Genomic DNA, 25,371 nt, shown 5'->3' on the forward strand with positions numbered 1-25,371 from the left:
TCGATAGGCTTCCGCACATGGCTTCTGGAGACATCGTCCCGATCGAGCTCGGCCTGACCGACGGCGATCTCGTCACCCTGTGGGCACCGCGCTGGCGTGACGGTGACGACGAGTGGATGGCGTTCCTCGGACACGAGGACACCCTCTACGGTTTCGAGGGCGTCGCCGAGCTGGCGGCGTTCGTCCGGACCAACTCCGACAACGATCTCGTCGACCATCCCGCCTGGAAGGTGGTGGTGGGGCTGTCGGCGGCGGAGCTGGAGCCGGAGGAGAACTACTCCTACGATCTGGTCGGCGTTCCCGAGCTGGCGGCGGGCGATCCGGATCCGGAGACCATCGCCGAACTCGAGGAGACCCTCGAGATGGTCCGCAACATCGGTGATGTCTGCGAGCTGGAGACGGTGACCAAGTTCTTCAGCTCCCACCCGGTGCTCGGTGCGCTGCCGAGCGGGGTGAGCGCGTTCGTCGGCCGTGACGGCGAGGAGCTGTGGGACCAGATCGGCGCCGCCATCGCCAAGGACTGGGACGCGGTACTCGACGCGGTCGACACCGTGGTGAGCATTCCGGAGGTCGACGCCGACGCGCTCGCCGTGGCCGAGGCGGAGCTGCTCGCCGCCGAGGAGAACGTGGTCGACGCCGACGACGTCGCCGACGCCGAGGAGGAAGAGGAGTTCGAGCCCGTCGATCTGGACGCGGACGACGAGGACGAGGAGGAGTCGTTCTGGCACGAGGTCGGCATCGACCCGGTCAAGATCGTCACCTCCGAGGGCACGTACTTCACGCTGCGTTGCTACCTCGACGACGAACCGATCTTCCTGGGCCGCGACGGCTCGATCCTGGTGTTCGGTTCCGAGCGCGCGCTGGCCCGCTACCTGGCCGACGACCACGATCACGACCTGGCCCGGGTGAGCACCTACGGCGACGTGCAGACCGCCGCCGTGGACGGCTCGCTCGAGGTCGAGGTCACCGACGAGAACGTCTACGTGCTGCCCGGCCTGGCCGAGGATCTGGCCGAGGGCCCGCGTGCGGTGGACATCGATCAGCTCGACCTGGCGGTCGAATTGTTCACCGACGCAGCCGATTACGCCGACGACGACGCGGTGGAAACCGCGCTGGCCAAGTCCACGCCGCTGGGCTGGTACGTCTCCTACCTGTTGAACCCCGACCCGACCAGGCTGGCCCCGAACCCGCCCTACGCGGCCGAGGCGCAGGCCTGGCGCGAGCTGGAACGCAACTTCGAGGCGCGCCTGGTGAGCGAGTGAGACGTCAGCCGATCAGCACGGCGTAGCCGGGCTTGATGATGTCGTCGATGATGCGCAACCGTTCCGGGAACGGGATGAACGCCGACTTCATGGCGTTGATCGTGAACCGTTCCAGGTCGCTCCAGCCGTAGCCGAAGGTCTGCACCAGCTTGTGCATCTCCTGGCTCATACTCGTGTCGCTCATCAGCCGGTTGTCGGTGTTGACGGTGACGCGGAAGCGCAGCCGGGCCAGCAGGTCGAACGGATGCTTGTCCAGCGAGGGCACCGCGCCGGTCTGCACGTTGGACGACGGGCACAGCTCGAGCGGGATCCGCTTGTCGCGCACGTACCGGGCGACCAGGCCGAGTTCGGCGTCGGCCACCGAATCACCGACCCGGATGTCGTCGGTGATCCGCACGCCGTGCCCGAGGCGGTCGCAACCGCAGAAGGCCAGTGCCTCGTGGATCGACGGCAGCCCGAAGGCCTCACCGGCGTGGATGGTGAAGTGCGCGCTGTTGGCGCGCATGTACTCGAAGGCGTCCAGGTGCCGGGTGGGCGGGTATCCGGCCTCGGCCCCGGCGATGTCGAAACCGCCGACCCCGCGATCGCGCCAGCGCACCGCGAGTTCGGCGATCTCGCGGGAACGCGCGGCGTGCCGCATGGCGGTGAGCAGACAGGTCACCACGATCGGCTGGCCGGCGGCCGCGGCCGCCCGCTCCCCCTCGCGGAAGCCCGCCAGCGTGTGCTCGACCACCTCGTCGAGGCTGAGCCCGCGTTCCAGGTGCTGCTCGGGCGCGTAACGCACCTCGGCGTAGACCACGCCGTCGGCGGCGAGATCGAGGACGCATTCCCGAGCGACCCGGCGCAGCCCCTCGGAGGTCTGCATGACGGCCACGGTGTGGGCGAAGGTCTCCAGATACCGTTCCAGCGAGCCGCTGTCGGCGGCCTCCCGGAACCAGGCCGCCAGCTCGGCCTCGGTGTCGGCGGGTAATTCGTCGTAGCCGCACTCGGCGGCCAGTTCGAGCACCGTCGCGGGCCGCAGGCCACCGTCGAGGTGGTCGTGCAGCAGGGCCTTGGGTGCTCGGCGGATCGAGGCGAGGGTCAGCGGCGTCGGTCCTGTCATGTCCACACGGTAGCCGCGCCCGGCCGATTCGGCAGGCGACACGGGCGCGGTCCACACACCCGTCGCCGCACGGTCACGGACTTGTCGGTCCGCGGCCATTCGACGGTGGGCCGAGGGGTGCGATCACGACCGTGTGGCCGCCCGATCCGGGGCCGGGCGAGCGAGCAGGGCGCGGATCTCCGCGGCGACCAGGGCGGGGTCCTGCCCGGCCAGGAAACGACCGGCCGAGACGGTGCGATGGCGCAGGTCGGGCGCCCAGGCTCGCCACAGTGCGGCGGCGTCGTAACCGAGCGCGGCTCCCCAGTCCTGCGGGAGCACCGCGACCGGCATGCCGAGGGTGCGCCCGGCCGCCCGGTCGGCGCGGTCGTGCTCCACGTCGACGGTCGCGGAGGCGCGGTAGTCGGCGACGATCGATGGCACCGCGGCACGGGATGCGGCGAGGCAGGCGGCCCGGATCTCGCTGCTGCACGCCACCGACGGCGATCTCGCCTGCGCCCGCGCCGCGCTGCGGGACCTGCCCGATCCGCCGGCGGACCCGCACGCCGAGGCGCTGTGGTGCGTGATCGGTCGCGACGCGCTGCTGGCCGGTGGCCGCGACTCCGTCGCGCGTGCGCACGCGGCGCTGCTGCCCGCGGCCGCCGAGTCCGCAGGCGGCGGGCGGGCTGTTCACCGCGGGACCGGTCGCCGGCTACCTCGCGGAACTGGCGTCCCACGCTCGGCTGAACGCGGGACGTCCGGCGCTCAACCGATCCGGTCGAGCACGAGCGGGCCCGTGCCGGCGGCGGCGTCGCCGATCTCGATCCCCTCGCGCAGCGCGGCGGCCGCGGAGTCGAACGCCTCGGGGGTGTCGGTGTGCAGGGTGCACAGCGCCTGGCCAGCGGTGACGCGGTCGCCGACCCCGGCATGCAGTGCCACGCCCGCGCCGTGCTGCACCGGGTCGCCCTGACGTGCCCGCCCCGCGCCGAGCCGCCAAGCGGCCACACCGACGCCCATCGCGTCGAGGCGGGTCAGTACGCCGTCACGGTCGGCGCGCAGGATCTCGGTGTGCGTGGCGCGCGGCAGCGGCGCGTCCGGGTCGCCGCCCTGGGCGCGCACCATCGCGCGCCAGTGGTCCATCGCGCGGCCGGAGGCGAGCACATCGGCCGGATCGGTGTCCAGGCCGGCGAGGGCGACCATCTCGCGCGCCAGTGCCAGGGTCAGCTCGACGACGTCGGCGGGCCCGCCACCGGCCAGGACCGCCACCGCCTCGGCGACCTCGAGCGCATTGCCCGCCGTGCGGCCGAGCGGGCTGTCCATCGCGGTCAACAAGGCCACCGTCCGCACGCCCGCGTCGGCGCCGAGCTCGACCATCGTGGTGGCCAATTCGGTCGCGGTCGCGCGGTCCTTCATGAACGCGCCGGAGCCGACCTTGACGTCGAGGACCAGTGCGGCGGTGCCCTCGGCGATCTTCTTGCTCATGATCGAACTGGCGATCAGCGGCACCGACTCGACGGTGCCGGTGACGTCGCGCAGTGCGTAGAGGCGCTTGTCGGCGGGAGCGAGGTCGGCGCCGGCCGCGCAGATCACCGCACCGATCGCCGGGTCGGCCAGGATGTCGCGCATCCGCGCCACCGGGACGTCGGCCCGCCAGCCCGGGATCGACTCGAGTTTGTCCAGGGTGCCGCCGGTGTGCCCGAGCCCGCGGCCGGACAGCTGCGGCACCGCCGCGCCGCAGGCGGCGACCAGTGGCGCCAGCGGCAGGGTGATCTTGTCGCCGACGCCGCCGGTGGAGTGCTTGTCGACGGTGGGCCGGGGCAGGTCGGTGAAGTCCATGCGCTGCCCGGAGGCGATCATGGCGGCGGTCCAGCGGGCGGTCTCGCGCCTGGTCATCCCGCGCAGCAGGATCGCCATCGCCAGCGCCGCCATCTGTTCGTCGGCGACCGCGCCCCGGGTGAAGGCGTCGATCACCCAGTCGATCTGCTCGTCGGAGAGCTGTCCGCCGTCGCGTTTGGTGGTGATGAGGGAAACCGCGTCCAGAGCCGTCACGCGGCCAGTCTGGCACTCACCGCTGCCCGGCGGCGAGGTCGTCGGGGCCGAAGGCATCGGGCAGCAACCGCGCCAGCGGAACCGGACCGGCCCGGTGGTCCACCAGCAACCCCGCTCCCCCGTGCTCGTAGAGCACCTGGCGACAGCGCCCGCAGGGCAGCAGGATTTCGCCGCGCGAATCGGTCACCGAGACCGCCAGCAACCGCCCGCCCCCACCCGCGATGAAGTTACCGACCAGTACAGTTTCGGCACAGAGGCCGAGTCCGTATGAGACATTTTCCACATTGCATCCGCTCACAATTCCGCCGTCGGCACGGAGAGCCGCCGCGCCGACCGGGAACCGCGAGTACGGCGCATAGGCGTTATGCATTACCCGAAAAGCATTGTCGCGCAAAGAATTCCAGTCGATTTCGGGCACAGCGGACCTTCTCCTCCACGGGCCGCACCCACGCGCGCGAGTGCCGCAGCGCACCCCGTTACGCAGCAACAAAGGTAAACCTAACCCACCGCATTACCACGCAACGCACGGCACGCCGAATTAGTTCCGCGAATCGGAGGGGATTAGAGTCCAAGACAGATCGGTTCAGGTTCCCGGCAGCGGGCATGCGCTTCAGGAGCACAGCGCAGCCACCTGGGCATTCGCCCCTCCCACGCGGTCGGCACCGGACCTGAAACCGGGTCCATCAACGACGTTGGAGGCACCGCACTCTATGACCACGATCGAAGCTCCGGCCCAGCCGAAGCGGAAGACGCTGTATCGAGGCGACCCGGGAATGTGGTCCTGGGCGCTGCACCGCATCACCGGTGTCACGATTTTCTTCTTCCTCTTCGTGCACGTGTTGGACACCGCGCTGGTCCGGGTCAGCCCGGAGGTCTACGACGAAGCCATCGAGACCTACAAGAACCCGCTGGTCGCCCTGATGGAGATGGGCCTGGTCGTCTGCGTGCTGTTCCACGCGCTCAACGGCGTCCGCGTGATCCTCGTCGACTTCTGGTCCCAGGGCCCGCGCTTCCAGCGCCAGATGCTGTGGATCGTGCTCGCCATCTGGATCGTGGCCTCGGCCGCCGGTGTCGGCCGCCAGTTCTTCTACCTGCTGACGGAGCACTGATCACGATGACCGCACCTGTTCTCGGCAAGTCCTACGACCGCCCCGCCAGCCTGGACCTGCCCCGGGCGCCGCGCGGGCGCGCGGGCAACAACTTCGAGAAGTACGCCTGGCTGTTCATGCGCTTCTCCGGGCTGCTGCTGATCGTGCTCGTCCTGGGTCACATGTTCATCATGCTGATGATCGACGGCGGCGTGCAGCGCCTGAACTTCGCGTTCGTGGCCGGCCGCTGGGCCTCGCCGTTCTGGCAGATCTGGGATCTCACCATGCTCTGGCTGGCCCAGCTGCACGGCGGCAACGGCCTGCGCACCGTGATCGACGACTACTCCCGCAAGGACTCGACCCGCTTCTGGCTCAAGACCCTGCTCGCGGTCTCGATGATCCTGATCATGGGCGTCGGCACCTACGTCATCTTCACCTTCGACCCCAACATCAGTTAGGAACAGGCCACCTCGCATGAGTGAGTCCAGCGAACGTAACAGCGGCGCCGTCGCAGCCCGTCCTGTTCAGGAACATCGCTACGACGTCGTCATCGTCGGTGCCGGCGGCGCGGGTATGCGCGCGGCCATCGAGGCGGGCCCGCGCGTCCGGACGGCCGTGCTGACCAAGCTGTACCCGACCCGTAGCCACACCGGCGCGGCCCAGGGCGGCATGTGCGCCGCGCTGGCCAACGTGGAAGAGGACAACTGGGAATGGCACACCTTCGACACCGTCAAGGGTGGTGACTACCTGGTGGACCAGGACGCCGCGGAGATCATGGCCAAGGAGGCCATCGACGCGGTGCTCGACCTGGAGAAGATGGGCCTGCCGTTCAACCGCACGCCCGAGGGCAAGATCGACCAGCGCCGCTTCGGCGGTCACACCCGCGATCACGGCAAGGCGCCGGTGCGCCGCGCCTGCTACGCGGCCGACCGCACCGGCCACATGATCCTGCAGACGCTGTACCAGAACTGCGTCAAGCACGACGTGCAGTTCTTCAACGAGTTCTACGTGCTCGACCTGGTGCTCACCGAGACCGACCGGGGTCCGGTCGCCACCGGCGTGGTCGCCTACGAGCTGGCCACCGGCGACCTGCACGTCTTCCACGCCAAGTCGATCGTGTTCGCCACCGGCGGCTCGGGCCGCATGTACAAGACCACCTCGAACGCGCACACCCTGACCGGTGACGGCATGGCGATCGTGTTCCGCAAGGGCCTGCCGCTCGAGGACATGGAATTCCACCAGTTCCATCCGACGGGTCTGGCCGGTCTGGGCATCCTCATCTCCGAGGCGGTCCGCGGTGAGGGCGGCATCCTGCGCAACGCCGACGGCGAGCGCTTCATGGAGCGCTACGCCCCCACCATCAAGGACCTCGCCCCGCGCGACATCGTCGCCCGCTCGATGGTGCTCGAGGTGCTCGAGGGCCGCGGCGCCGGGCCGAACAAGGACTACGTCTACATCGACGTGACCCACCTCGGCGAGGACGTGCTCGAGGAGAAGCTGCCCGACATCACCGAGTTCTCCCGCACCTACCTGGGCGTGGACCCGGTGAAGGAGCTGGTGCCGGTCTTCCCGACCTGCCACTACGTGATGGGCGGCATCCCCACCCGCATCCGCGGCGAGGTGCTGCGCAACAACGACGACATCGTGCCCGGCCTCTACGCCGCGGGTGAATGCGCCTGCGTCTCGGTGCACGGCGCCAACCGCCTCGGCACCAACTCGCTGCTGGACATCAACGTCTTCGGCCGCCGGGCGGGCATCGCCGCCGCCGAGTACGCCGAGCGCACCGACTTCGTCGAGATGCCGGAGAACCCGGCGCAGATGGTGCAGGACTGGCTGGCGCTGATCCTGTCCGACCACGGCAACGAGCGCGTCGCCGACATCCGCACCGAGCTGCAGCGGTCGATGGACAACAACGCCTCGGTGTTCCGCACCGAGGACACGCTCAAGCAGGCCCTCACCGACATCCACGCGCTCAAGGAGCGGTACTCGCGGATCACGGTGCAGGACAAGGGCAAGCGCTACAACAGCGACCTGCTCGAGGCCGTCGAGCTGGGCTTCCTGCTCGAGCTGGCCGAGGTCACCGTGGTGGGCGCGCTCAACCGCAAGGAGTCGCGCGGCGGCCACGCCCGCGAGGACTACCCGGACCGCGACGACGTGAACTTCATGCGGCACACCATGGCCTACAAGGAGGGCACGGATCTGCTGTCCGACATCCGGCTCGACTTCAAGCCGGTGGTGCAGACCCGTTACGAGCCGATGGAGCGTAAGTACTGATGACTGCCGTACTCGAGAAGACCAGCGCGTCGAATCCGGCTCCGGTGCCCGAGGGCTCGACCATGATCACCGTCAAGGTGGCGCGGTTCAACCCGGAGGACGGCCAGGGCGCGCACTGGGAGTCCTTCCAGGTGCCGGTCCTGCCGACCGACCGCTTCCTGAACGTCCTGATCTACATCAAGTCCTACCTCGACGGCACCCTCACCTTCCGGCGCTCCTGCGCCCACGGCGTGTGCGGGTCCGATGCCATGCGGATCAACGGTGTGAACCGGCTGGCCTGCAAGGTGCTGATGAAGGACATGCTGCCCAAGGACGGCAAGAGCATCACCGTCACCGTCGAGCCGATCCGCGGCCTGCCCGTGGAGAAGGACCTCGTGGTGGACATGGAGCCGTTCTTCGACGCCTTCCGCGCGGTGAAGCCGTACCTGATCACCTCGGGCAACGAGCCGACCCGCGAGCGCATCCAGAGCCAGGCCGACCGTGCCCGGTTCGACGACACCACCAAGTGCATCCTGTGCGCCTGCTGCACCACCTCGTGCCCGGTGTACTGGCACGACGGCAGCTACTTCGGCCCGGCCGCGATCGTGAACGCGCACCGCTTCATCTTCGACAGCCGTGACGAGGGCGCCCGCGAACGCCTCGACATCCTCAACGACGTCGAAGGCGTGTGGCGCTGCCGCACCACCTTCAACTGCACCGACGCCTGCCCCCGCGGCATCGAGGTCACCAAGGCCATCCAGGAAGTCAAGCGAGCCCTCCTCTTCGCCCGCTGAGTTTCTCGTGCCACATTCGAGGGCCGGGTGCCGCGAGCACCCGGCCCTCGTCGTTTTTCCGTCGCCCCCGCGCGGGAATGTTCTAGAATCGCACACATGACGGAGCTTCCGGCGGGGGAGCTGGGCGACCGCATCGCCCAGGCACGGAGCCGACACGGCCTGACGCAGGCCCAGTTGGCCGCCGCCATCGGTATCGATCGGTCGGCGCTGGCCAAGATCGAAGGTGGTACTCGGCGGGTCTCGGCGCTGGAACTGGCCGGCATCGCCGAGGAACTCGGAGAGCGGATCGAGTGGTTCGTGCTTCCCTCGCCGCCCGCGATCGTGTCCCATCGCAACCTGCAAGAACCCGGCACGCCCAGCCCCGAAATCGACAAGCTGCTCGAACGGCTCGCGTGGAATGTCGAGTTCATGACCGAGCACGATCGCGCACTGGGTCTGGACGGCCCGGTGCAGATGGCCAAACCCGGGTCCATCGCGGAAGCGGAGGAAGCCGCTCGCTCGGCCCGCGAACGTCTCGGCCTCGACGACGCCGAACCGGCCCGCGACATCGGCCGGAAAATGGGGGAGCTAGGCCTGCTCGTCTTCAGCTTCGAACTCGGCGCGGATGCCGCCGACGCGGCCTCGCTGCTGTTGCGCGCGGGGGGAATCGCACTGATCAACGGCAGCCTCCAGGTCGGCCGACGCCGACTGGCGCTGGCGCACGAGTTCGGCCATTACCTGTTCGCCGACGAATACACCGTCGATTGGCGGCTCGGCGCCGCCGCGGACACCGGCGCCTGGGAGACCCGCCTGGACCGGTTCGCGCGAGCAGTGCTGCTTCCTGTCCGCTCACTGCCCGCGCGATGGCGGGAGTACGCGGCAACGGAGGGCGTTCGCACGGCGGCCGTCCGGCTGGCCAGCGATTACCAGGTCGACATGACCACGCTCGCGCAGCGCCTGCTGGAACTCGAGGTCATCGAGGCCAAGCAAGCCGGATTCATCCGAACCGTGCGCACGACTGCCGCCGATATCGTCGAGTTCGACCTGGTCCCCCGCCACGAGCTGGAACCACCGTATCTGAGCCATCGCTATCAGAAGTCGGTGCTTCGCCTCCTGCGCGCAGGCGTGGTCTCCACCGCACGAGCTGCCGACCTGCTGTTCGACACGATCGAGGAGGGCGAGCTCCCCGGACCGGACCAGCTCGCCGAGAACGCGATCTGGGACTTCGTGTGAGCGCGTCCCGGACGCTCGTCTTCGACACCAGCCCGCTGTGCCATTTTGCGCGCTCCGACTGGCTCGGCGTGTTGAAAGCGGTGGTCGGCGACCGGGCGGCGGTGATACCCGACGTCGTAGCGTTCGAGCTTCGCAATTTGGCGTCCAACGACGACCGGATCGGTGCGGTCCTGCGGGCGCCCTGGATCGAACACCGCGAACTGCGTAATCCCCAGGAGCTGGCAGCGTTCGCCCAGTTCTCGGCGCGTCTGGTCCGGAGGAACCGCAATCGGGGGGAGGCCGGTGTACTCGCTCTCGCACGGACGCTGCCGGGCATCGCTGTGGTGGACGACGCGGCCGGTCGGCGCGCGGCGCGCGACTACAGCATCGAGTACTGCCCCACGCTGCGGCTGCTGTGCGAGGCGATCCGGACCGGTCTGTTGACGGTGCCGCTGGTGTCGGCCCTCGCCGACGATCTTCTGATCAACGAGTACCGGTTGCCGTTCGCACCGGGCGGGTTCGAGAAGTGGGCGCGCGAGCACGGAATGCTCGAGTAGAGCGCGTCATTCGACGAACCCGTCGTCCAGGGGTGCGGCGCGGGACCAGTGTTCGCCGGCCAGGACGATGTGGTCGAGGAAGCGGAGGCCGACGGTGGTGGCGGCGGCGTGCAGGAGGGTGGTGGCGCGGCGGTCGTCGGGGCTGGGGTGTGGGTCGCCGGAGGGGTGGTTGTGGACGACGGCGAAGGAGCGGCCGTCGTGGCGTAGGACGGTGTTGAGGATCTCGCGGACCGGGACGGCGACGCGGTCGACGGCGCCCTCGGCGACGAAGACGTGGCGGCGTAGCCGGTGCTGGGTGTCGCAGATCAGCACGAGCAGGCGTTCGACGCGGGCACCGGCGAACAGGGGCGCGGCGACGCGGGCGACCTCGGCGGCGTGGGTGAGCCGCGGCGCCGCGGCCGACTCGGCGCGGGCGCGATGGCCGAGGTGGAAAGCGGCGATGAGGGCCGCCGCCTTCGCCGAGCCCACGCCGGTGCGGCGGGCCAGTTCTTCCGGCCTGGCCGCGGCCAGGCCGGCGATGCCGCCGTGGTCGGCCAGCAGCTCGGCGGCGAGTTCCAGCGCACTCGCGCCGCGGCGGCCCTGACCGAGCAGCAGCGCCAGCAGCTCACCGTCGCTGAGCGCCATCGGCCCGAGCGTGAGCAGACGCTCTCGCGGCCGCTGTGAGCTGGGCATCCGCGCGATCGGTACCGACATCCCCATCCCCCTCGCCATCCGATGTGACGGGGCGATCATGCCACCGCCCACCGACACCGGGGCGACGACTCACCTTGACGATATACCCTGTAGGGGTATAGTCCGAGGTATGGAGGACATGCAAGGCCACCACTCCGGCCATGCCGATCACCCTGCCCACGACCACACCACCCACGCGGACCACACCACTCACACCGACCACGCGGACCACATCAACCACGCTGCTCACGCCGACCACGCAGCCCACACGGACCACACCGACCACTCCACCTGGCAGATGGCGATGACCGCCACCCTGCACTGCCTCACCGGCTGCGCTATCGGCGAGGTGCTGGGCATGGTCATCGGCACCGCGCTCGGCTGGGGCAACGTGCCGACCATGGTGCTGGCGATCGTGCTCGCCTTCGTCTTCGGCTACAGCCTGACCATGCGCGGCGTGATGCGAGCCGGGGTCGCCTTCGGCGCCGCACTGTCGGTGGCGCTGGCCGCCGACACGGTGTCGATCACGGTCATGGAGATCGTCGACAACGGCGTGCTGCTCCTGGTGCCGGGCGCCATGCACGCCGGCATCACCGACGCGCTGTTCTGGGGTTCACTGGCCCTGGCCTTCGCGGTGGCGTTCGTGGTGACCACGCCGGTGAACAAGTGGCTGATCGGCCGCGGCAAGGGCCACGCGGTCGTGCACGCCTACCACTGATCGATTCCGCCCGCGCTGCCGCAATCGAGCGGTACCGGCCGGGGGAACTGAGCAGATTGTCCAGTTGTCCGGGTGTTCGTTGTCCCGGCGGCGCACCGGTGCTTGCATCGAATCATGTTCACCGAAGCGCAGCTGTACTCGCCGGTGACCCGTGACCGAGATGGTGCGGTGACGGTGCACCTGAGCGACGAGCACCCCGGCGTGCGCGATCCGGACTACCGGGCGCGGCGCAACGCCATCGCCGCGCTGGCGCTGGGTTACACGCCCGGCGCGGCCCTTCCCCGGGTCGATTACACCGAGGAGGAGCAGCGGGTCTGGCGGATGGTCTCGACCGAGCTGGCGCGCAAGCACCGCACCTACGCCAGCGCCGAGGTGCTGGCCGCCGCCGAGCGCCTCGCCCTGCCCACCGACCACATCCCGCAGCTCGACGAGGTGAGCGCGGCGCTGGCCCCGCTCAGCGGGTTCCGCTACGTCCCCGCCGCCGGTCTGGTGCCGCTGCGGGAGTTCTTCGGCTCCTTCGCCGAGTCGGTGTTCCACTCCACCCAGTACATCCGCCACCATTCCGCACCGCTGTACACCCCCGAGCCGGACGCCATCCACGAGATCATCGGGCACGCGAACCAGATCGCCAGCCCGCGGTTCGCCGCGATCTACCGGACCGTCGGCGCGGCGGTGGCGCGCCTGCGTACCGAGGCGGCGCTGAAGTTCCTGGCGGACGTGTTCTGGTTCTCGATGGAGTTCGGGGTGGTCCGGGAACGCGGCGAGATCCGCTGTTACGGAGCGGGTCTGCTGTCCTCGTTCGGCGAGATCGAGGAGTTCCGGCGGGCCCGGCTGCGTCCGCTGGACGTGGTCGCGATGGGCACCGAACCCTACGACATCACGCACTATCAGCCGGTGCTGTACTGCGCGGAGTCGATCGGCCAGATCGAGGACGTGATCGGCGGGTTCTTCGCGGAGATGGACGACGAGACCCCGCTGCGCGCGCGGCGCGTCGGGTCCGGCTCACGAGGCTAGGGCGGGTCCGGCTCACGAGGCTAGGGCGGGTCCGGAGCTCAGCCGGGGCGGCCGGCCCCCAGCGGCATGCCCGCGTCGAGGAATTCCATCACCCGGCCGAGGTTTTCGGCGTTGACCGGGGACCGGAGCGAGACGGCGATACCCGCTCCGGCGATCGCCCCCGCGGCCGCGCGGACGTCGAAGTCGTCGGGCGAGCGCTCCAGGTATTCGGCCAGCAGGCCGGCGATCATCTCGATGCCCCGCTCGAGTTCCCGGCCGATCGCGGCCCGCAGTTCCGGCACGTGATACAGCAGCGCCTGGCGCTCCTGCTCGAACGCGAGTTCCTCGGGCGTGAGCGTCGCGAAGGCGGCACTCATCGCATTGCGGAAGGCGAGGAAGGGCGACAGTCCACGCGGCTGGGCGCGGATCTCGGCGATCATGACCGGGTCGAGATCATCGGCGACGACCAGGTGTTCCTTGGACGGGAAGTACCGGAAGAAGGTGCTCGGCGAGACCTCCGCCGCGGCCGCGATCTGCTCGACGGTCGTCTCGCTGTACCCCTGCTCGCGGAACAACCGGAACGCCGCGGTCCGCAGGGCGCGCCGGGTCCGTTCCTTCTTGCGTTCCCGGAGGCCTGGTGCGGGCGCGGCGTCCGATGGTTCAACCGACATGCGTCGATTCTGACGCATCCACGGGTGCGTCGGCCCGCCGCGGCAGCGCGGCGAGCGCGAGTACCACCCCGGCCGCCGCCACCGCCGCGCACACCCAGAGCATGAGCGCCATCCCGCCGGTGAACGCCGACTGCACCTGCGCCAGCGCGGCGGTGTCGCCGGTGGCTTTCGCCGTCGCGACCCCGGCACTGACCCCGGCGTCGTAGGGGGCGGTGTTCAGCGCGCCGAGTTCGCTGCGGTACCGCGTGGCCAGCGCCGCGCCCAGGGCCGCGACGCCGAGGGTGCCCGCGGCCTGGCGCACCGCCTGCAGCAACGCGGTGCCGACGCCGGCGTGGTCCAGGTCGAGATCGTCGAGCGCCATCGACATCGCGACCGGCAGGCCGGCGCCCATGCCCGCACCGACGAGCGCGATCCAGCAGGCGGTGAACCAGTACGGGCTGTCCACGCCGGTGAGCGCACCCCAGCCGAGGCCGAGCGCCAGCACCACCATCGCGCCGGTCAGCACCGCGCGCACGCCGGCTTTCGGCAACAGCCGCTCCCCCACCCTGGCGCCGACGATCAGTCCGCCGATCATCGGCAGCAACCGCAGTCCGCTACCGAGCGCGTCGGTGCCGAGCACCTCCTGGAAGTACTGCGGGACCGTGAAGAACAACCCGAACAGCGCGAAGCTGATCAGCACGGCGAACACCGCGCCCCACCTGAAGCCGGGCGCCCGGAACAGGCCCGGGTCGATGAGCGGATGCGTAGCGCGCCGCTGCCAGGCGACGAGTGCGGCACCGGCGACCAGACCGGCGGCGACGCAGGCCAGGGCGAGCGGGTCGCCCCACCCCTGCTCACCGCAGCGGATCAGTCCGTAGGTCAGCGCCAGCATGCCCGTGGTCGACAGTCCCATTCCCGGCAGATCCAGCGGTCGCCGGGCGTGGTCGCGGGATTCGGGCACCAGCGCGGCCACCGCGATCGCGGCCACCACGACCATCGGCACGTTGATGAGGAACACCGACCCCCACCAGAAGTTGTCGATCAGCCATCCGCCGAGCACCGGGCCCAGCGGCAGGCCGAGCCCCATCGCGGTGACCCAGATCGACAACGCGCGGGCGCGTTCTCCGGGCTCGGGGAACAACACCGGCAGCACCGCCATCGACAGCGGGATCATCGCCGCCGCGGCCGCGCCGAGCACCACCCGGGCGGCGATCAGCTGCCCCGAGGATGTCGCGAAAGCACACGCGGCGGAGGCCGATCCGAAGACGACCAACGCCGCCAGGAGCAGCCGTTTGCGGCCGTAGCGGTCGCCCAGCGCGCCGGCGGGCAGCATCAGCGCGGCCAGCGCCAGGGTGTAGGCGGTACTGAACCACTGCAGGGCGCCGACGTCGGCGTGCAGATCCATGGCGAGCGTGGGCAGCGCGACGGTGAGCACCGTCATGTCGAGCCCGATGGTCAGCGTCGCCACGGACAGGGCGCCCAGGGCGAGCAGACGGGAAGCGGAGTCGGTTCGCACGAATCCTCCGAAAGTGGAAGTTGATGGATTTTGATAGTAACTATCATTTCGGAGCATCTGTCAATATCTGCCGGGCAACACCGGCCGCCGCCCGCGCGGCTGGACTCGGAGCGCCCGATAGGCTCGCTGTCGATGACTGCTCGCCTCTCCATCCCCCTGCGCAGGCTGACGGCGGCGCTCACCGTCGCGGCCGCACTCGGCGCGGCGGTCGCGATCCCCGCCGCGGCCGCGCCCACCGCACCGACGCCACCCACCACGACGGCGCCGTTCACCACCCCCGAGACCGACACCTGCCCGCAGAAGAACGTCCCGCCGCCCGCGGTGGACACCTCCGAGGTGCCCGCCCCCGGTGAGCCGGCGCCCACCCCGCTGCCGGTGCCGGTGCCGCCGATCGGGGGTGCGCGGATGGGCGAATGCGGTGTGGTGGTGCCCGACGACGCGCCGCCACTGCCGCGCGACATCTCCGCGACCGCGTGGATGGTCTCCGACCTGGACACCGGCGAGGTGCTGGCGGCCAAGGATCCGCACGGCCGGTACCGTCCCGCCAGCACCATCAAAGTGCTGCTGGCAATCGTGGCGCTGCGCACACTCGACCTGGACCGGGTGGTCACCGGCACCCAGGCCGACGCCGACGTCGACGGCACCCGCGTCGGCATCGGCCCCGGCGGCCGCTACACCAACCGGCAGCTGATGCAAGCGCTGATCATGGCCTCGGGCAACGACGCCGCACACGCCATCGCCGCCCAACTCGGCGGCGACAAGGCCACCGTCGCGCGGATGAACGAGGTCGCGAAGTCGTTGTCGGCCTTCGACACCCGCGCCGCCACGCCCTCCGGACTGGACGGACCGGGCATGACCACCTCGGCCTACGACCTCTCCCTGCTGTTCCGCGAGGCGATGACGATCCCGCTGTTCGCCGAACTCATCCGCACCGAGCAGATCGATTTCCCCGGCTATCCGAAGAACCCGCTGATCCCCGACGACACCGACCACCCCGGCTTCCCGATCGGCAACGACAACCAGCTGCTCTACAACTACGCGGGCGCCCTCGGCGGCAAGACCGGCTTCACCGACGACGCCCGCCAGACCTTCGTCGCCGCCGCCGAGCGCGACGGCCGCCGCCTGGTGGTGACCCTGCTCAAGGCCGACGTGCTGCCGATCCGTCCGTGGGAGCAGGCCGCCCGGCTACTCGACTACGGCTTCGCGCTGCCCGCGGGCGCTTCGGTGGGGTCGTTGCCCGGCGCGGCGACCGACGCCACCGACACCGAGCCGAACGTGGTACTGGCCGCGCCGCCGCCGGGCGACGACGAGACGGCCACCGCCGCACAACCCGAACGCAGGCACGCGGGCGCCCGCACGCTGCTGATCGTCGGTGGTCTCGTCGCGATCGCCGTGCTGCTGCTCGGCGCGCGCCGGGTCAGCCGTCCCCGCCGCTGACACCGCCCGCGGGGGAATCGCTCGGGTGCGTGCCGGTGCCCGCCCCTCGCCGGGCACCGGCCGGTCCCGTGACCGGCCGCACGCAGCCCTCGTCCCGCCGGTCCCCGCGATCCCCGATCGGGATATCGCGTCATGAGATTGGACGCCGCAGCCCGCCGGTCGGTTCCACGAATTCGGGCGCGGGCTTCGGCACCGGGACCGTTACGACTTCACTTGCGCCGGAACATCGTCAACGCCAGCGCCGCCAGCGCGCCCGCTCCGAACGCGGCCGCACCCGCCCCGCCGGACACCCCGCGATCGACCACGCGCGGCCGGATGACCGCCGGTGCGGGCGTGGGAACCTCGGCGTCCTTCCGGTTCTCCTCGGCGGTCGCGGCCCAAGCCGTGGCGAACAGGATGATCCGGTAGGTGACGTAGCTGAACACCATCAGGCCGATGATCGACCCGAAGGTCGCCCCCGCGGGGCTGCGCAGCACCGTGCGCAGGTAGATCGAGGCGACGAACTTGAAGACCTCGAAGATCAGTGCCGCCAGCAGCGCGGCCTTGGCGGCGCTGGCCAGGGTGACCGGCTCGCGCGGCAGCCGCGCGATGATCCAGGCGAACACCGCCCAGCTGGCCACCAGCGCCAGCAGGATCGACACCGCGGTCAGCAGCAGCCGCGCACCGGGCACCCCGCCGAGGCCGAGGCCGTCGAGCACGCGCTCCCCCAGATCGCTCGAACCCACCGCCGACAGACCGAGCGACAGCACCAGGGCGACACCGAGGCCGAGCAGCGCGCCGAGATCGGAGAGCTTGGTGAGGAACCAGTTGCCGTCCTCGTGCTTGCCCTCCCATTGCTCGGTGAGCGCCGCGCGCAGGTTCGCCATCCACCCGAGCCCCGTCCACAGGCCGGTGATCAGGCCGAGGACACCGACCGTGCCGCGGGATTCGACCGCCTGGTCCACCAGATCGTTGACCTGCGTGCCGAATTCGCCGGGAATGTTCTCGACGATCTTGTTCTGGAGCTCGGTGAACAGGTCCTGGTTGCCCGCCAGCACGAAGCCCGCGATCGCGAATGCGACCATCAGCAGCGGGAACAGCGACAGCACCGTGAAATAGGTGATGCCCGCGGCGAAGTAGTCGCCGCGCTGCCGCTGGTACTGCCCACCGGCGCGGATCAGGTGATCCAGCCACGGTCGCGCTTGCACGCGACGTTCGATACCGGCCTTGACGTTGTCGATCACCTGCACCTGTACACCCCTTCGACGCCTACCCTCGCAAGCGTCGTACCCGGGCTAGCGTGCCAGGAAACCCACCCGGTCGTAGACCTGTGCGAGAGTGTTGCCGGCGATCTCGCGCGCGCGCTCGGCTCCGGCGGCGAGGATGCGATCGAGTTCGCCCTGATCCGCCAGATACTCTCGCACCTGCGCCTGCAACGGCGTGACGAACTCCACCAGCGCGTCGGCGACGTCGGATTTCAGGTCGCCGTAACCCTTGCCGTCGTAATCGCGCTCGAGCGTGTCGAGCGAGGTTCCGGTCAGTGCGCCGAGGATCACCAGCAGGTTGCTGACACCGGGTTTGGTGTCCGGGTCGTAGCGGATCTCGCGGCCGGTGTCGGTGACCGCCGAGCGGATCTTCTTGGCGCTCACCTTCGGATCGTCGAGCAGGTTGATCAGACCGGCGTCCGAGGCCGCCGACTTGCTCATCTTCGAGGTCGGATCCTGCAGGTCGTAGATCTTGGCGGTGCCCTTGACGATGTGCGCCTCGGGCACCACGAAGGTCTTCTTGAAGCGGGTGTTGAACCGCTGGGCGAGGTTACGGGTGAGCTCGAGATGCTGGCGCTGGTCCTCGCCGACCGGCACCTGATGCGGGCGGTAGAGCAGGATGTCGGCGGCCATCAGCACCGGGTAGGTGAACAGGCCAACGGTGGCGTTGTCCGCGCCGTGGCGGGCCGATTTGTCCTTGAACTGGGTCATCCGGCTCGCCTCGCCGAAACCGGTGATGCAGCTGAGCACCCAGGCCAGTTCGGCGTGCTGGGGCACCTGGCTCTGCACGAACAGCGTCGAGCGCTTCGGGTCGATGCCGATGGCCAGCAGCTGGGCCGCGGCCGCCCTGGTCCGGGCGCGCAGCTGCTTGGGCTCCTGCGCGACGGTGATCGCGTGCATGTCCGGGATGAAGTACAGCGCGTCGTAGTCGTCCTGCATCCCTACCCAGTACTGCAGCGCACCGAGGTAGTTGCCGAGGTGGAACGAATTGCTGGTCGGCTGGATCCCGGACAGCACACGCTGCTTGCGCTCCGCGGCCGGGGCTGATGCAGGACTGGACATACCCCCGATCTTTCCATGCCGCTCAAGCGGAATTCCGCTCCGCCCACGAGCGCGGATCGACACCGGGCATACTCGGCTTTCCGGAGCGTTGCAGGTCCTGCTCGCGGCGCGAGGCCACCTGGTAGAGCGGCGCACTCGGACCGCGCAGGGTGTTCGCCAGCAGGCGCGGGCCGACCGGCGGGGCCAGATGGGCGGCCCGCACCCCGGCCGCGAGCAGCCGGAACCGGCGTTCCTGCGCCCACCCCCAGTCGAGGCCGTACAACCGCCGCACCGGCTCGGGCAGGCTGCCCTGCACGAGCAGGTAGTACCCGCCGGTGACCTGCTGGGCGGGCACCGGCAGCGGGTAGGGCACCCGTTGCCCCATCAGGTACGAGCCCACCATCCGCGCCTCCGGCGTGAGATGCGGCTGGTTCGAGGCCAGGTAGCCGTCGTAGCGCGCCCGGAAACCGGCGTAGCTGTCGGGGGCGGCCGAGCGCGGCATCCCGAACAGCTCGCCCCAGCGCACGTAGTCGTGGTAGAGCGCCTCCCGTTCACCGTCGGTCAGCCTGCGGACCAGCAGGTCGTGCATGACCTCCGCGGAGTCGAAGGTGAACGCCATGGTCCAGAACATCAGGTCCGGGTCGAGCGCGGAGTAGTGCGTGCCCGCCGGGTGCGGGCCCGCGTCCTCCGGCAGCGCGCCGCTGACCCGGACGTGGCGTTTACCGGTGTAGGACAGCGCCCGGTCGGCCTCGTCCTTGCTGCCCAGGAACACCGCCTCGAACAGCTTGCCGGTGATCGCGAGCCGGGTGTAGGGCGTGCTCCGGTGGTGGGTGCTCTCCGCGGTGCCCACATACAGCAGCGGGTGCACCGCGCCGATCACCAGCGCCCGCAGTCCGTAGGTGATGCCCACCGCGCGTTTGCGCATCACCCGCCGGATCATCGAGTGCTCGGCGAAGTATCCGGGCTCGGACATGGCGGCCTCCTCATCGAGTCATCTGGCAACAGAATCCACCAGATTTCTCATTCTGGCAAGACACTCTGCCAAAAACCTCCAGAACAGTCGGCGTGCCAGAATCGGACGGGTGACTGCGCAGCGGACCTACGGCGGCGTCTCGGCCGAGGAGCGCAGGGCGCAGCGGCGCACCGCGCTGCTGAACGCCGCGCTCGAGATCGTCGGCACCGAGGGCACGGCCAAACTGACCGTGTCCGGGCTCTGTGCGCGCGCCGGTCTCAACGAGCGCTACTACTACGAGAACTTCGACAGCCGCGAGGCCGTGCTGGCCGCCCTGTTCGACCAGATCGCCGAGGAACTGGCGCTGGCCATCCTCGCGGCACTGCGCGAGGCGCCGGACGAGACGCGCGCCAAGGCGCACGCCGCCATCGCCGCGGGTATCCACCTGCTCACCGACGACCCGCGCAAGGCACGCGCGGCACTGATCGCGGGCATGTCGACGCCGGAGCTGCGGGCGCGCGGCAACCAGACCGTCCGCGCGTTCGCGCGCATGGTCGCCGCGCAGGGCGTCGGCTTCTACGGCCGCAGCGAGCCGGTGTCCGACGCGGTGATCGATTTCCGCGCGACCTACCTGGTCGGCGGCCTGGTCCACACGCTGACCTCGTGGTTGCAGGGCGAGATCGCGCTCGACCGGGACGAACTCGTCGAGCACACCACCGACGTGTTCGTGCTGCTCGGCGAGGATCTGGCGGGCCGGCTGCCCAAGCCCTAGTCGAGCTCCAGCTCCACCGCTGTGGTGTCCGGCTCGCCCTGCAACACCACCCGGAAGCTGACGTCGCGGCGGCGCCAGTAGTCGGCGCAGTCGCGCATGGCCTCGTCGAACCAATCCCGTTCGGCGGGCTGCTCGGCCAGCAGGTCGGCCGCGTCGCGCACCACCGCGACATACCCGGCGGCCTCACCCACGAAATCGTCGAGATCACGCAGGCATTCGTCGAAAGCGTTCTTGTTCTGCCCGAAGTAGTAGGGGAACTGGAAGGCCGCCGCCCACTCGTCGAACACGCCCGCGACCGTCCGCATCCGCGTCCCGCGCAACTCGCGCACCGCGAAACCGGCGGGCGCGCGATAGCGCACCTCGGTCAGTTCCGGCGCACTCACCGCCAGCGCGCCGAACACCGGTTCCGCGGCGGCGGCGATCGGCTCGGGTGTAGCGGATTCCGGCCGGGCTTCGGTGGGGCGGGCCAGGAATCGCGACAACGGAACAGGCATCAGCGCATCCTCGTGAAGGTCTGGTAGTGGTCGCCGGTGTACCAGGCCGAACCGTCGCTGCCGGTGACGATGCGTTCGGCGTCCCGGGTCCGGTTGCGTTGCTTGGGATTGACGTCCCACTCCTGGTAGGTGATCGCCCTGCCCGCCGCATCGGCGCGCGGCAGATCACCGTCGCGGTTCATCCACCGCTCCCCACCCTTGGTGCCCGGCGCGTTCGCCGAATCCGGCCAGCGGCCCGCATCGATCTCGGCGAGCGTGGTGTAGGCCCGCTCGGGCACGCCCGCCACCCGCGTCGGCGAGGTGACCGGAGCCGCGGGCTTGCCGGTCGAGCTCGCACCCGCCGCGGGCGTCGCGGTGGCCGAGATCGCGCTCGGCGCGGTGTCCGAGCCGCGGGTGGTGAGGACGGAGATCAGCACCACCACCGCCAGGGCACCCAAGGCCCCCACCAGTCGAAGCATCTTCGGAGACATCGTGGACGGCCCTCCCTCAGCGATACTGGACGGTGACGGGTGCGTGGTCGGACCAGCGCTGGTCGTAGGACGGGGCGCGCTCGACCACGGCCTGTTTGGCGCGGCCGGCCAGTTCGCCGCGGGCGAGGTGGTAGTCGATGCGCCAGCCGGAGTCGTTGTCGAAGGCACGGCCGCGGTAGGACCACCAGCTGTAGGGGCCGTCGACGTCGGGGTGCAGGGCGCGGACGACGTCGACATAGCCCGCGGCGAGCAGTTCGTCGATCCAGGCGCGTTCCTCGGGGAGGAATCCGGCGGACTTGCGATTGCCCTTCCAGTTCTTGAGGTCCCGTTCGGTGTGGGCGATGTTCCAGTCGCCGCACACCACGAAATCGCCGGTGCGGGCCTTCAGGTACGCGCCGAATTCCGTCATGAAGCGGTACTTCTCGTCCTGCCGTGGCGTACCCGCATCACCGGAGTGCACGTAGACGCTGGCCACGGTCACATCCCCGAAATCGGCTTCGAGATAGCGGCCCGAGCCGTCGAACTCGCTGCTGCCGAACCCGATTCGCACCGCGTCCGGTGCCCGCCGCGACAGGATCCCGACCCCGGCGCGCCCCTTCGCGCCGGGCTCGGCGTGGGCCAGCTGCCATCCGTCCGCGAGCGCGGGCGCCAGCGCGGCCGCGGTCTGCTCGTCGGTGGCGCGGGTCTCCTGCAGGCAGACGATGTCGGCCTCGGTGGCGGCCAGCCACGCGAGCATCCCCTTGCCCGCGGCGGCCCTGACCCCGTTGACGTTGATCGTTGCGACGATGTTCGGCACCGTCCGACCGTACAATGCTGGTCAGATGTACCTGCCCCGGACTCCGCCGTCCAGGAAGGGGTGCTGACGATGACGTCCGACACCTCCCCGTCCCCCGCCTCCCCCGCCGCGCGTGCGAGCGCCGCCACGGGCGCGAAGCCGGCCCGCAAGAAGCCCGTGGAGCGGCCCGCCGCGATGGCGGCGCTGCACATCGGTTCGGGTGATCCGCTGCTGTTGCTGCACGGCTTCCTGCTCTCGCCGCACTGCTGGGAGCAGACCGCGACGCTGATGGCCGCGCACTGCGAGGTGTTCGCCCCCGCCCTGGCCGGGCACTGGGGTGGGCCGGACGCGCCGGGGCGCACCATCGACATCGCCACGCTGGCCGACGCGGTGGAGCGGCAACTCGACGAGATGGGTTGGCGCACCTGCCATATCGCGGGCAATTCACTCGGCGCGTGGGTCGGGGTGGAGCTGGCCCGGCGCGGGCGGGCCCGCACCCTGACGCTCATCGCACCGGCCGGCGGCTGGAATGTGCCCTCGCTCACCCAGTTCCGGGTCGCGCTGAAATTCCTGTCGCTGGTGCCGGTGACTCGGCTGGGTGCGCGGATGGCCGATTTCGCCGCGCGCAACCCGGTGGTGCGGCGGCTGGCGTTGTTCCCGGTGGTCAAGAATCCCACCGCGGTGGCGCGCCGCGACGCCGTCGCCACCGTCACCGCGGCGGTGAACTGCCGGGCGATGGTGCCGCTGATCCTGGGCAGCCTGCGCGCGCCCGCGCTGGCCGACCTGTCGGATCTGGCCACGCCGGTGCGGCTGCTGCTGTCGGAGTACGACCGGGTGATCCCCAACCGCGTCTACGCGCGACGGTTCCTGAAGGAGCTGCCCGACTCGGCCGACCGCATCCTGGTCAACCGGGTCGGCCACGTGCCGATGCTGGAAGCACCCGACCGGATCGCCACCCTCATCGCCGAACACGTCTACGCCAGCCGCACCCGCTTGCGCGCCGTCTGAGCGGGTCAGCGGCCGGAGGCGGCAGCGCAGCATCACCACGCAGGCCGCCCCGCTCAGGCACATCCAACACAGCCTGAGCGGGTCAGCGGCCGGAGGCGGCAGCGCAGCGTCACCACGCAGGCCGCCGCATTGCCGGACTTCAGGATTCGTCGTCCTCGCCCCGGGCGCGGCGTTCGTAGGCGGCGCGGGCCTGCTGGTCCACCTCGCTGAGGAAGACCTCCTTCATGCCGAGCTTGTCGCCGAGGAAGTCGAGCACCTTTTCCGGCACGTAGTACTGGAGGTTGGCCAGCCTGCCGGCGAGCTTGGTCACCGCGACGCGACGGCGCGGGGTGGTGATCAGGGCCGCGACGGCCGCGGCGATCTCCTCCGGCTCGGCGTTGCGCATGCCCTTCGCGCCGGCCGTGCCCGCGACCAGTTCGGTGTTGGTGAAGGTCGGTGTCACGGCGGAGAATTCGATGCCGCGGTCGCGGTACTCCAGGCGCAGGGTGTCGGTGAGGGCGAGCACGGCGGCCTTGCTGGCGCAGTAGGTGGCCAGGCCGGGGGTGGCGACGACACCGGCGAGGGAGGCGATGTTGATGACGTGCCCGCGGCCGCGTTCGAGCATCCGCCGGGTGGCCAGCTTGCTGCCCAGGACGACACCGTAGACGTTGATGTCGAGGATGCGGCGGCTGACGCGGTCGGGCTCGTCGGCGAAGTGGCCGGTCGGCATGATGCCCGCGTTGTTGACCAGCACGTCGATCGGGCCGAGGGTGCGCTCGACCTGGTCGAGGAAGGCCTCGAAGCTGTCCGGATCGGTGACGTCGAGCGCGCCGTAGACGTCCAGGCCCAGTTCGGCGCCGGATTCCTTCACCTTGGCCTCGTCGACGTCGCCGATGGCGACCTGCGCGCCCAGATCGCGCAGCGTGCGCGCGGTGGCGTACCCGATACCCCGCGCGCCGCCGGTGATGACGACGACCTTGCCCGCAATCCGTGCGGCTGAACTCATCTGTGTGCCTTTCTCGACGGATCGCCGCGAACCGACGGGGCCTCAGCGGCCGAGCAGCCCCTTGGCGATGTGGGTCACCTGGATCTCGTTGCTGCCCGCGTAGATCATCAGCGATTTCGCGTCGCGGGCGAGCTGCTCGACGCGGTATTCGCTCATGTAGCCGTTGCCGCCGAACAGCTGCACCGCCTCCATCGCCACCTCGGTGGCGGTCTCCGAGCAGTACAGCTTCATGGCCGAGGCCTCGGCCAGCGACAGCGGCTTGCCCGCCCGGCCGCGCTCCAGCGTGCTGAACACCATGTTGCGCACGTTGATCCGCGCGATCTCCATCTTGGCCAGCTTGAGCTGCACCAGCTGGAACCGCCCGATCTCCTGACCCCACAGCCTGCGGTTCTTCGCGTATTCGACGCAGAGCCGGTGGCATTCCTCGATGATGCCCAGCGCCTGGAACGCCACCCCGACCCGCTCGGCGACGAAGTTGGTGCGCGCGGATTCGCGGCCGTCGCCGCCGCGGTGCTCCTCGGTCTCCCCGAGCAGGCGGTCGCGCCCGAGCCGCACGTTGTCGAAGAACAGTTCGCCGGTGGGAGACGCGTGCAGACCCATCTTCTTGAACGGTTTGCCCTGGGTGAGACCTTCCATGCCCTTGTCGAGGACGAAGGTCAGCACCTTGCGGTCGCGCTTGTCCACACCGGCGTCGCCCTCGTCGAGCTTGGCGTAGACGACGATGACGTCGGCGTAGGGACCGTTGGTGATGAAGGTTTTCTGGCCGTTGAGGAGGTAGTCCTCGCCGTCGCGGCGCACGTAGGTCTTCATGCCGCCGAAGGCGTCCGAGCCGGAGTCGGGTTCGGTGATCGCCCAGGCGGCGACCTTCTCCATCGTCACCAGTTCCGGCAGCCAGCGCTTCTTCTGCGCGAGGGTGCCGCGCGCCATGATGGTGGCCGCGCCGAGCCCGGTGCTCACGCCCATCGCGCTGACCAGGCCGAGACAGACACCGGACAGTTCGCTGACCACCACGGCCATCATGGATTGCTGACCGAACGCACCGGACCCACCGCGCTCGGGCGCGTCACCGCCCTCGGTGCGGGCTTCCTCGGCGGCCAGCGACTTCTCCAGCGACTCGGTCGCCATGGCGGCGATGCCGAACTCCGCGAACATCTTTCGCAGGATCGGGTACGGCAGCATCTCGCCGCTGTCGAGGGCGTCGAGGTTGGGCCGGATCTCGCGGTCGATGAAACCGCGCACGGCGTCGCGCACCATCAGATCGGTCTCGGACCATTCGAACATCGTCGTTCACTCCCGTCGCTGCGCCGCTCGCCGAGTCCGGCGGATCGAGCTGCCACAAACGTACAGAGCTGTATGTAACGGCGCAACGGGT

Annotated in this window: 27 protein-coding genes; 12 read left to right on the forward strand and 15 right to left on the reverse strand. The window is 70.0% G+C overall.

What is annotated here, in order from left to right; genetic code table 11:
• Positions 1–17: 17 nt before the first annotated feature.
• Positions 18–1,262, forward strand: coding sequence for a hypothetical protein (locus AMO33_RS15490; RefSeq protein WP_011207484.1), 1,245 nt, complete (start codon positions 18–20; stop codon positions 1,260–1,262).
• A gap of 4 nt (positions 1,263–1,266) precedes the next feature.
• On the opposite strand, the gene AMO33_RS15495 is transcribed toward AMO33_RS15490, so the two are convergent.
• From AMO33_RS15495 to AMO33_RS15510, 4 genes are all read right to left on the reverse strand, one after another.
• Complete coding sequence (locus AMO33_RS15495; RefSeq protein ID WP_060593518.1) at positions 1,267–2,364, reverse strand: adenosine deaminase; 1,098 nt, start codon at positions 2,362–2,364, stop codon at positions 1,267–1,269.
• Positions 2,365–2,487: 123 nt separating this feature from the next.
• Entirely contained in the window at positions 2,488–2,784 is a 297-nt protein-coding gene (locus AMO33_RS15500) for a hydrolase (protein WP_240327539.1), read from the reverse strand.
• Between the two features lie 321 nt (positions 2,785–3,105).
• Positions 3,106–4,389, reverse strand: a complete 1,284-nt coding sequence (locus tag AMO33_RS15505; protein WP_060593049.1) for a thymidine phosphorylase — start codon at positions 4,387–4,389, stop codon at positions 3,106–3,108.
• Positions 4,390–4,405: 16 nt separating this feature from the next.
• Positions 4,406–4,807 (reverse strand): cytidine deaminase, encoded by a 402-nt coding sequence (locus tag AMO33_RS15510; RefSeq protein WP_011207480.1) that lies wholly within the window; start codon positions 4,805–4,807, stop codon positions 4,406–4,408.
• Positions 4,808–5,099: 292 nt separating this feature from the next.
• On the opposite strand from AMO33_RS15510, the gene sdhC reads away from it, so the two are divergent.
• Genes sdhC through AMO33_RS15540 form a run of 6 tightly spaced genes read left to right on the forward strand, consistent with a single transcriptional unit; the run spans position 5,100 to position 10,272 of the window.
• Complete coding sequence (gene sdhC, locus AMO33_RS15515) at positions 5,100–5,498, forward strand: succinate dehydrogenase, cytochrome b556 subunit (protein ID WP_011207479.1); 399 nt, start codon at positions 5,100–5,102, stop codon at positions 5,496–5,498.
• A gap of 5 nt (positions 5,499–5,503) precedes the next feature.
• Positions 5,504–5,935, forward strand: a complete 432-nt coding sequence (locus AMO33_RS15520; RefSeq protein WP_011207478.1) for a succinate dehydrogenase hydrophobic membrane anchor subunit — start codon at positions 5,504–5,506, stop codon at positions 5,933–5,935.
• A 16-nt stretch (positions 5,936–5,951) separates the two neighbouring features.
• Positions 5,952–7,751 (forward strand): succinate dehydrogenase flavoprotein subunit, encoded by a 1,800-nt coding sequence (sdhA, locus tag AMO33_RS15525; RefSeq protein WP_011207477.1) that lies wholly within the window; start codon positions 5,952–5,954, stop codon positions 7,749–7,751.
• Complete coding sequence (locus tag AMO33_RS15530) at positions 7,751–8,524, forward strand: succinate dehydrogenase iron-sulfur subunit (protein WP_011207476.1); 774 nt, start codon at positions 7,751–7,753, stop codon at positions 8,522–8,524. The genes sdhA and AMO33_RS15530 overlap by 1 nt, the downstream gene beginning before the upstream one ends.
• A 27-nt stretch (positions 8,525–8,551) precedes the next feature.
• Positions 8,552–9,736, forward strand: a complete 1,185-nt coding sequence (locus tag AMO33_RS15535; protein ID WP_082668680.1) for a helix-turn-helix domain-containing protein — start codon at positions 8,552–8,554, stop codon at positions 9,734–9,736.
• Positions 9,733–10,272, forward strand: a complete 540-nt coding sequence (locus tag AMO33_RS15540; protein ID WP_060593051.1) for a hypothetical protein — start codon at positions 9,733–9,735, stop codon at positions 10,270–10,272. Before AMO33_RS15535 ends, AMO33_RS15540 begins: the two co-directional genes overlap by 4 nt.
• 6 nt (positions 10,273–10,278) lie before the next feature.
• Here AMO33_RS15540 and AMO33_RS15545 read toward each other — a convergent pair whose 3' ends face one another.
• On the reverse strand, positions 10,279–11,004 hold the full coding sequence (locus tag AMO33_RS15545) for a JAB domain-containing protein (protein WP_314825639.1): 726 nt from the start codon (positions 11,002–11,004) through the stop codon (positions 10,279–10,281).
• A gap of 70 nt (positions 11,005–11,074) precedes the next feature.
• On the opposite strand from AMO33_RS15545, the gene AMO33_RS15550 reads away from it, so the two are divergent.
• Both AMO33_RS15550 and AMO33_RS15555 read left to right on the forward strand, forming a co-directional pair.
• Positions 11,075–11,662, forward strand: a complete 588-nt coding sequence (locus AMO33_RS15550; protein ID WP_228795088.1) for a DUF4396 domain-containing protein — start codon at positions 11,075–11,077, stop codon at positions 11,660–11,662.
• 114 nt (positions 11,663–11,776) lie between these two features.
• The gene (locus AMO33_RS15555) at positions 11,777–12,676 is read left to right on the forward strand and encodes a phenylalanine 4-monooxygenase (protein ID WP_011207471.1); all 900 of its coding nucleotides are present in this window, start codon (positions 11,777–11,779) and stop codon (positions 12,674–12,676) included.
• Positions 12,677–12,714: 38 nt separating this feature from the next.
• On the opposite strand, the gene AMO33_RS15560 is transcribed toward AMO33_RS15555, so the two are convergent.
• Together AMO33_RS15560 and AMO33_RS15565 are read right to left on the reverse strand one after the other, a co-directional pair.
• Entirely contained in the window at positions 12,715–13,326 is a 612-nt protein-coding gene (locus AMO33_RS15560) for a TetR family transcriptional regulator (RefSeq protein ID WP_060593052.1), read from the reverse strand.
• Positions 13,316–14,821: an MFS transporter gene (locus AMO33_RS15565; RefSeq protein WP_060593053.1), complete on the reverse strand. Its 1,506-nt coding sequence runs from the start codon at positions 14,819–14,821 to the stop codon at positions 13,316–13,318. Before AMO33_RS15565 ends, AMO33_RS15560 begins: the two co-directional genes overlap by 11 nt.
• 132 nt (positions 14,822–14,953) lie before the next feature.
• Between AMO33_RS15565 and AMO33_RS15570 the strand changes: the two genes are divergently transcribed.
• Positions 14,954–16,258, forward strand: coding sequence for a D-alanyl-D-alanine carboxypeptidase family protein (locus tag AMO33_RS15570; protein ID WP_060593054.1), 1,305 nt, complete (start codon positions 14,954–14,956; stop codon positions 16,256–16,258).
• A 209-nt stretch (positions 16,259–16,467) separates the two neighbouring features.
• On the opposite strand, the gene yhjD is transcribed toward AMO33_RS15570, so the two are convergent.
• Genes yhjD through AMO33_RS15585 form a run of 3 tightly spaced genes read right to left on the reverse strand, consistent with a single transcriptional unit; the run spans position 16,468 to position 19,516 of the window.
• Positions 16,468–17,487: an inner membrane protein YhjD gene (gene yhjD, locus AMO33_RS15575; RefSeq protein WP_060593055.1), complete on the reverse strand. Its 1,020-nt coding sequence runs from the start codon at positions 17,485–17,487 to the stop codon at positions 16,468–16,470.
• Positions 17,488–17,532: 45 nt separating this feature from the next.
• Positions 17,533–18,564 carry a tryptophan--tRNA ligase gene (gene trpS, locus AMO33_RS15580; RefSeq protein ID WP_011207466.1) on the reverse strand — a complete coding sequence of 344 codons (1,032 nt, stop codon included), beginning with the start codon at positions 18,562–18,564 and terminating at the stop codon, positions 17,533–17,535.
• A 22-nt stretch (positions 18,565–18,586) separates the two neighbouring features.
• The gene (locus AMO33_RS15585) at positions 18,587–19,516 is read right to left on the reverse strand and encodes an oxygenase MpaB family protein (RefSeq protein ID WP_060593056.1); all 930 of its coding nucleotides are present in this window, start codon (positions 19,514–19,516) and stop codon (positions 18,587–18,589) included.
• 109 nt (positions 19,517–19,625) lie between these two features.
• On the opposite strand from AMO33_RS15585, the gene AMO33_RS15590 reads away from it, so the two are divergent.
• A complete protein-coding gene (locus AMO33_RS15590; protein ID WP_011207464.1) occupies positions 19,626–20,267 on the forward strand; it encodes a TetR/AcrR family transcriptional regulator in 642 nt (213 codons plus the stop codon).
• On the opposite strand, the gene AMO33_RS15595 is transcribed toward AMO33_RS15590, so the two are convergent.
• From AMO33_RS15595 to AMO33_RS15605, 3 genes are read right to left on the reverse strand one after another with little or no spacing between them, the layout of a single operon-like run.
• A complete protein-coding gene (locus AMO33_RS15595) occupies positions 20,264–20,761 on the reverse strand; it encodes a barstar family protein (protein ID WP_011207463.1) in 498 nt (165 codons plus the stop codon). The two genes, AMO33_RS15590 and AMO33_RS15595, sit on opposite strands and share 4 nt — an antisense overlap.
• The gene (locus AMO33_RS15600; protein WP_228792492.1) at positions 20,761–21,231 is read right to left on the reverse strand and encodes a ribonuclease domain-containing protein; all 471 of its coding nucleotides are present in this window, start codon (positions 21,229–21,231) and stop codon (positions 20,761–20,763) included. The genes AMO33_RS15595 and AMO33_RS15600 overlap by 1 nt, the downstream gene beginning before the upstream one ends.
• A gap of 16 nt (positions 21,232–21,247) precedes the next feature.
• Positions 21,248–22,027 carry an exodeoxyribonuclease III gene (locus AMO33_RS15605; protein ID WP_060593058.1) on the reverse strand — a complete coding sequence of 260 codons (780 nt, stop codon included), beginning with the start codon at positions 22,025–22,027 and terminating at the stop codon, positions 21,248–21,250.
• A 69-nt stretch (positions 22,028–22,096) separates the two neighbouring features.
• Between AMO33_RS15605 and AMO33_RS15610 the strand changes: the two genes are divergently transcribed.
• The gene (locus AMO33_RS15610) at positions 22,097–23,014 is read left to right on the forward strand and encodes an alpha/beta fold hydrolase (protein ID WP_228789520.1); all 918 of its coding nucleotides are present in this window, start codon (positions 22,097–22,099) and stop codon (positions 23,012–23,014) included.
• 139 nt (positions 23,015–23,153) lie between these two features.
• On the opposite strand, the gene AMO33_RS15615 is transcribed toward AMO33_RS15610, so the two are convergent.
• Entirely contained in the window at positions 23,154–23,999 is an 846-nt protein-coding gene (locus AMO33_RS15615) for an SDR family oxidoreductase (protein WP_060593060.1), read from the reverse strand.
• A 42-nt stretch (positions 24,000–24,041) separates the two neighbouring features.
• Positions 24,042–25,280, reverse strand: a complete 1,239-nt coding sequence (locus AMO33_RS15620; protein WP_060593061.1) for an acyl-CoA dehydrogenase family protein — start codon at positions 25,278–25,280, stop codon at positions 24,042–24,044.
• Positions 25,281–25,371 lie beyond the last annotated feature (91 nt).

The sequence above is a fragment of the Nocardia farcinica genome, from assembly GCF_001182745.1.
Classification (GTDB): Bacteria; Actinomycetota; Actinomycetes; order Mycobacteriales; family Mycobacteriaceae; genus Nocardia; species Nocardia farcinica.